3 protein-coding genes and 1 pseudogene are annotated in these 6,201 nt (G+C 48.2%); 2 read left to right on the plus strand and 2 right to left on the minus strand.

Going from position 1 to position 6,201, the window contains the following annotated elements; all coding sequences use genetic code 11:
- Nucleotides 1-27: 27 nt before the first annotated feature.
- Nucleotides 28-2,433: a poly-beta-1,6 N-acetyl-D-glucosamine export porin PgaA gene (gene pgaA / locus C7N83_RS04885; protein ID WP_106741041.1), complete on the minus strand. Its 2,406-nt coding sequence runs from the start codon at nt 2,431-2,433 to the stop codon at nt 28-30.
- A gap of 637 nt (nt 2,434-3,070) precedes the next feature.
- The gene (locus tag C7N83_RS04890; protein ID WP_106741043.1) at nt 3,071-4,408 is read right to left on the minus strand and encodes a sodium-dependent transporter; all 1,338 of its coding nucleotides are present in this window, start codon (nt 4,406-4,408) and stop codon (nt 3,071-3,073) included.
- A gap of 316 nt (nt 4,409-4,724) precedes the next feature.
- Between C7N83_RS04890 and C7N83_RS04895 the strand changes: the two genes are divergently transcribed.
- Together C7N83_RS04895 and C7N83_RS04900 are read left to right on the plus strand one after the other, a co-directional pair.
- Entirely contained in the window at nt 4,725-5,687 is a 963-nt protein-coding gene (locus C7N83_RS04895; RefSeq protein ID WP_106741045.1) for a calcium/sodium antiporter, read from the plus strand.
- 388 nt (nt 5,688-6,075) lie between these two features.
- Nucleotides 6,076-6,201 (plus strand): annotated as a pseudogene (locus C7N83_RS04900) (alpha/beta hydrolase); the annotation flags it as partial.

Here is a 6,201-nt window from a genome sequence, read left to right on the forward strand (position 1 = left end):
ATTCTTTAATGGATGTCGGAATATTGCTTATTTCAGTTTCATATTCAAACCGATGTTGCCGAAGTTTTGATATTCGGGTACTCCGTCGTATATGGCTTGGCGGCGGCCGATTTCGTAGTTGACGCTGAGTTTTCTGCCCAGCTGCCAATCGTGGCCGTATTTCAGCAGCCAAGTGTTTTCAGCGTTTTCTCCCGCCTGCCAGTAGCGGCCTAAACCTGCACTTAAGGTTTGCTGCAATTTGATGCGGTTGTCGAAAGGTTGGTTGTAGGCCAAGGCCAGTGTGCCAATCAGGCTTTTACTGTTTTTCGGGTTGTAGTAATGCGCTGCCGCAATGTCTTTGTTGTTGCTGTAATCGGCCCACAACGAGCTGGAGAGTTTCCAGCGGTTGTATTGGTATAGATTGTTGGAAAGCCATGCGTAAGCGGTTTTACGTATGTTGCCGTCTTCAAAATCCATCACGCCGACACCGGCACCGAAACGCAGATTTTCGGAATGGGTGTAGTTGGCACCGATGTTGTATTCATTGGCGTGTACATTCTGATTCAAGGCTTTGGTCGGCGTGTTAGCGCTGTTGTAGGCAGCATTGGCGTTCAGGCTCAAGCGGCTGTTTAAACGGTAATTGATACCGGCTTTGGCATAGGCTTTTTTATCCAAATTCACGCCATGACCGGCTTCAATGTTAAACGTTGCCGGATAGGCGCTGATTTCTGCACCGACACCAGCACGCCCGGCACGCAGCGGTTTTCCGTGGTTGGGTACATAAGTGGTTTGCTCGGCCACATAAGCGCGGTGGCCTTTGGCGCTGCGTTGGCTATACAGCGTGGCGTTTTGCCCCCATTCGGTTTTTTCAGACGGCGATGTGGCTTTCATGGCATTGGCGTTGACGCTCAAAGCCGGTGCGCGTGCCTGGTCGTAATCTCTGAAAAAGCCTTCGTAGCTTAAATTGTCGCGGCTGACGCTTTGTACGGTTTGATCGACTTCGCGCCAATTACCGCTGGCCATCTGCATGGAAGCAATTTTGCTTTTCACCCAGTCTTGCGATTCAGGTGATAAAAATTCCTGCGCACGGGTAAACCACATCTGAGCTTTTTCTTCATGGCCGTTCCAGTAGGCCAATTCGCCGCGCAAAACTTGTGCCCACGGGTCAGCCGGATGGTCGGCAATCCACGCATCCATTCCTTTGATGGCTTTATTGATGTCACCACCCCATGCATCCAAACGCGCATTCCAAAAATACTGTTTGTTATAATACGGGTTGTCGATGTGTACGGTTCGGGTGAAATCGAGTTTGGTACGGTCGGTATGCCAATTCGGGATTTGTGCACGCGCTTTGTCGTAGTAACCCAAATCGGCATAAGAACCGATTAACGATTCGTTCAATTGATCGCTGACATGGTTTTTTTCGGCCATTTCACGGTCGGCCGCGGCCTGATAGATTTTGCTGGCTTTGTGCGGGCTGGAGGTTTCGGTTAAGGCTTTGGCGTAATTAGCTTCCACATAAGCGGGCTGCTTACCCAATTTAGCCAAGCGGCGGTAATCGCTTACGGCTTCTTCCGGTTTGCCGATGGCGGTAGAAGCAGCCAAACGGTCACGCAAGGCACTGGTGTGCAGGTCGCTGCCAAATTCGGTAGTGTTCATAATGTCGGTCAGCTCGCGATAGGCTTGCTTCAGCTGATCCTGATCGTAAGTCTGTAATGCACCGCGCAGGCGTGAAGCGGCTTCGTTTTTGCGTACCCACAGATGGTCGGCGCGGGTAAAGTATTGGGGAAATTCTTTGAGCAAACGCTCTTGTACCGGATATGCCTGCATTTTGGCGGCTAAGCGGTAGGTCTGTAAAACAGTCTCTTTATCGGCTTCTGCGTCCATGCGTTTGCCCAAAATGCTTAATTGCTCGGTTTGCGATTGGGTTTGCCTGTTCAGATAATCGGCTGCCGACTGAATGTCGACATCATTGCCGAAGCGGCGTCGGTATTCTCCAATGTGTGCAGCGGCTTGCTGTTGCCGACCTTGGTCGGCAGCAACCAATGCACCGCCGAGAAAGCCGATTTTTTGTTGCGGAAATCGGGTTTGCAGCGAGCGGTAAAAGTTAGTGGCAAGATCGAATTTTTTTGTGTCGCGGGCGGCTTTGGCCAAATTTTCCAATTCGTCAGCCGCCAATTCGGACGGCTGACAATCGGCGCACACCGCCAAGGCTTCATCGCGTCTGCCACCGCGTATGAGTAAAGCGATCAAATCGGCGCGCACGGCCTGATTGTTGGTTTCGCGATAAAGCTGCTGCAAAGCTTCAACTGCTTCGAGGTGTTGTGCTTCGCTGGCTCGTGAGTGGACGACCCAACGCTCACGTTCGGCATCGATATTTTGAGCATAAGAAACATCAGGCACAGACAAACCGGCTGTTGCAACCAATAAAGAAAGTGGGTGGGTAATATTCATTTTTAAATTATCAGGCGGATGACCGCAATTGGGGCGGCAGGATAAAGGAGGGTGTGATATGTTTTGGAAAATGTGTTTGGATGTATATTAATATACAAATTATTGTAATTCCTTCATAATTTTAATTCATTTGGAGTAATATTTCAGAGTACTGATTTTAGCGGTTAATATTTTAACTAAATAGCTTATTCATCTGTATCGAAATAATTTTTAATGTAATTAGTAGAATAAAGGCCGCTTGAAACAGAAGGCTTAAAAAATTCTTGATGACGGGAGTAATGGCAAGAGATGACAAAACTCCTTAATTAAAGTGTGTAAGGAAAATGCCGATGGCAAGAATCATCAGATGGTTTTCCTGTGCCGTCATCGGGGGCATCCGGTATCAATAATCAAGCAAAGGAAATGGTTTATAAGTTTATAAATAAGATATCGGTTTATACACGAGAAACGTTATATTGTTAGAAGGTATCGAGTTATTTCGGCAATATATGCAGTGAATATCAGAGGATAAATTAAAGAAAATCGAGTATTTTGATCCTGAAAGAATATCAAAATAATACTAGGAAGGCCGTCTGAAAAAGAAATTTTTTCAGACGGCCTTTGGGATGAATACCGTGTCAACAGTATTTGTTCTGCCCTAAATCCAACCCAGTGTATTGATGAATACAATGATGATGGCAATCGGTGCCAAGAAACGTAGAATGTTGAGCCACAAATGGATTAAGGTTTTCGGTACGGTGCTGCCTTCGCTGATGTTTTCCAACACCGATTGTTTGTTGCGCACCCAGCCGGTAAAAATTGCGACGCTTAACGCGCCAATCGGCATGATGACGGCGGAAATCATGTAATCCCACAAATCAAAAACGGTTTTACCGAATACTTTAAATTCACCTAACACGCCAAACGACAAGGCGGACGGAATACCGACGATGAAAATGGCGATACCGATAAGCCAAGTGTGGTTTTTGCGTTTGTGTTCGTCTTGGCGGATGGTCGCCGCAATCACGGTTTCCAGCATGGAGAATGCAGAGGTGAGAGTGGCGAATACCACCAAGAGCATAAACACGGCGAATAAGGCGGTACCGAACGGAATTTTCATAAACACCGCAGGCAACACGATAAAGATTAAACCCGGACCTTGCGACGGTTCAAACCCGAACGCAAAAACTGCCGGAAAAATGACCAAGCCTGCCAGCAACGATACTAATAAGTTCATCCACATAATGCTGTTGCCCGAGCGGAACAAATCTTGCTTTTTACTCAGATAAGACGCATAGGTAATCATGGTCGATACGCCGATACTCAAGGCAAAAAACGCCTGCCCTAACGCCATCAGCATGGTTTGCGGCGTAAAGTAAGACCAATCTGGCTCGAGCAAAAACGATACGCCCCGCGTGGCGTTGGGCAGCGTCATCGAGCGCACGGCCAATAAAATGAACAACACAAACAACGCCGGCATCAGATAGCGGTTGGCTTTTTCAATGCCGTCTGAAATACCGCCTTTGACCACCCAAACCGTCATCAGCATGAATAATCCTTGGTAAAACAATACGCTCCAAGGGTTGGCGATGGTGGCGCCGAACAAGGCTTCAAAGTCGGCATCAGGGTGGATTTGGCCGGTAAACGCATGCGCCACATAATCCAATACCCAGCCGCCGACCACGCTGTAAAACGACAGCAGCACAAAACACGCTGCCACACCCATGCGGCCGACCCAAGGCCATTGCGAGTCGGGAGCAAGGGTTTTGAACGCATCAACTGCGTTTTTACCACTGGTGCGGCCGATGTAAAACTCCGCCAGTTGTACTGGTAGAGCAACCAAAACGGTAAACAGCAAAAACAGTAAAAAGAACACCGCACCGCCGTTGGTACCTGCGGTGTAGGGGAATTTCCAAATTGCGCCCAGACCAATTGCCGAACCGGCGGCAGAAAGAATAAAGCCCAGTTTGGATGACCAAGAAGCAGAAGCATTCATAATGTATCGGAAATGAAAAATAATGGCTGATTGTAACAAAGCTGTTATGCGGATTGCAGCATTTGCCCGTATCGATTGCCGATTAAGCATGGAAGGTGCCGAGAATAGATGGCATAAGGTAAGAATCATCAAAAATTTTTAAATTTTCAGGATAAATTAAAAGAAAATAGTTAAAAATAAAAATATTATGCTGTCTGGAACCTGGATACCATCTCGGTGTGTCAATTTTTCAAACAAGTCTCTGCACCACCTTGGCAAGCTTAGGAAAGCTGCTACAATAGCCTCCTTTCAAAACATGCCAAACATAAGGTAAATAATGCTTTACGCTATCATTGCCATCATCGTCGGCCTTGTCTTGCTGGTCTGGAGTTCCGACCGTTTTATTGACGGTGCGGCCGCCACTGCCCGCCATTTCGGCATGTCGCCGTTGTTAATCGGTATGGTTATCGTCGGCTTCGGTACATCCGTTCCGGAAATGGTCGTCTCCGTGATGTCCGCCTTAGACGGCAGCCCCGGTATTGCATTGGGCAACGCCTACGGTTCCAACATCACCAACATCGCCCTGATTTTGGGTATTACTGCCCTGATCAGCCCGATTATGGTGCAAAAACAAATTGTGGCAACCGAAATGCCGGTGTTGCTGGTGATGACCGCATTGGCAGCATTCCAATTGCTTGACGGCTATCTGAGCCTGATGGACGGCATGATATTGTTGCTGGTCTTACTCGGCTATATGGGCTGGACGGTGAAAAACAACCTGAAAGGCGCCGATAACATCGTGGAAGACCTTTCCGATGAATTAGAAAGCAGCCAAATATCTCCGAAAAAAGGTCTGTTTTGGCTGGTGTACGGTTTAGTGGTGTTGGTATTGAGCTCACGCCTGCTTGTGTGGGGAGCCGTCACCGTGGCCCAAAGCATGGGTGTGAGCGATTTGATTATCGGTTTGACCGTCGTTGCCATCGGTACATCATTGCCGGAATTGGCTTCTTCCATTGCCGCTGCACGTAAGGGCGAACACGACATCGCCATCGGCAATGTGGTTGGCTCCAACTTGTTCAACACCTTATCCGTTGTCGGTTTGGCTTCGGTCATCCATCCGATGGGTGTCGCGCCGGAAATCCTGACCCGCGACGTTGCTGTCATGTCGGGCTTGACCGTATTGCTGTTTGTGCTCTGTCTGGATAAAGGCAGCGCAGGTCAGGTAGGCCGTCTGAAAGGCTTTATTTTACTGAGTTCGTATGTGGCGTACACAAGCTATTTAATCAGCACCGGTTTCTGATATAAAGAATAAAAGAGCAAAGGATTTCCTGCTCTTTAAAATATTGAATATTGTTTTCAGACAGATCTGTCATCTTAACAGTAACAGGCCAGAGCCCTTTGCAAAGCCTTAATCAAAAAAGCTGACTTAGGTCATTAAGTAGGCTTTCTTTCTCATGTCCAACGCCCTACCGCCCTCGTGTTCCCTGTCTTCAGGGCGTATTTTACCCTTTCAGGCCGCAGCAGGCACACGGAGCCTGCTGGCAGACTTTAGTTAGGTTGGCACAAACCGCCTTTAAACGGCTTTGCGCCATTACTGTTAGCAGCCTGAAATAAGAAGCACGGTTGGATGGAATGTACGGCGCAGCGTCCCGAAACGCTGTTCCATGACATAACGCGTTTTCGGCAACGTAGGCAACAGCGGCGGCGAACACGATTACGGTAAAGGCGAAACCGACGACTGTATTTGCGTCATCGACTACGCGCGCGCGCAACACCCCGAACTGGAAAAATTCGTGTTGGCCGGTTTCTCTTTC

This window comes from Neisseria iguanae (assembly GCF_003013245.1).
Lineage (GTDB): Bacteria > Pseudomonadota > Gammaproteobacteria > Burkholderiales > Neisseriaceae > Neisseria > Neisseria iguanae.

Coding starts and splice junctions, on each gene's coding strand:
- pgaA (WP_106741041.1), bottom strand. CDS start 2,433: ATGAATATTACCCACCCACTTTCTTTATTGGTTGCAACAGCCGGTTTG.
- C7N83_RS04895 (WP_106741045.1), top strand. CDS start 4,725: ATGCTTTACGCTATCATTGCCATCATCGTCGGCCTTGTCTTGCTGGTC.
- C7N83_RS04890 (WP_106741043.1), bottom strand. CDS start 4,408: ATGAATGCTTCTGCTTCTTGGTCATCCAAACTGGGCTTTATTCTTTCT.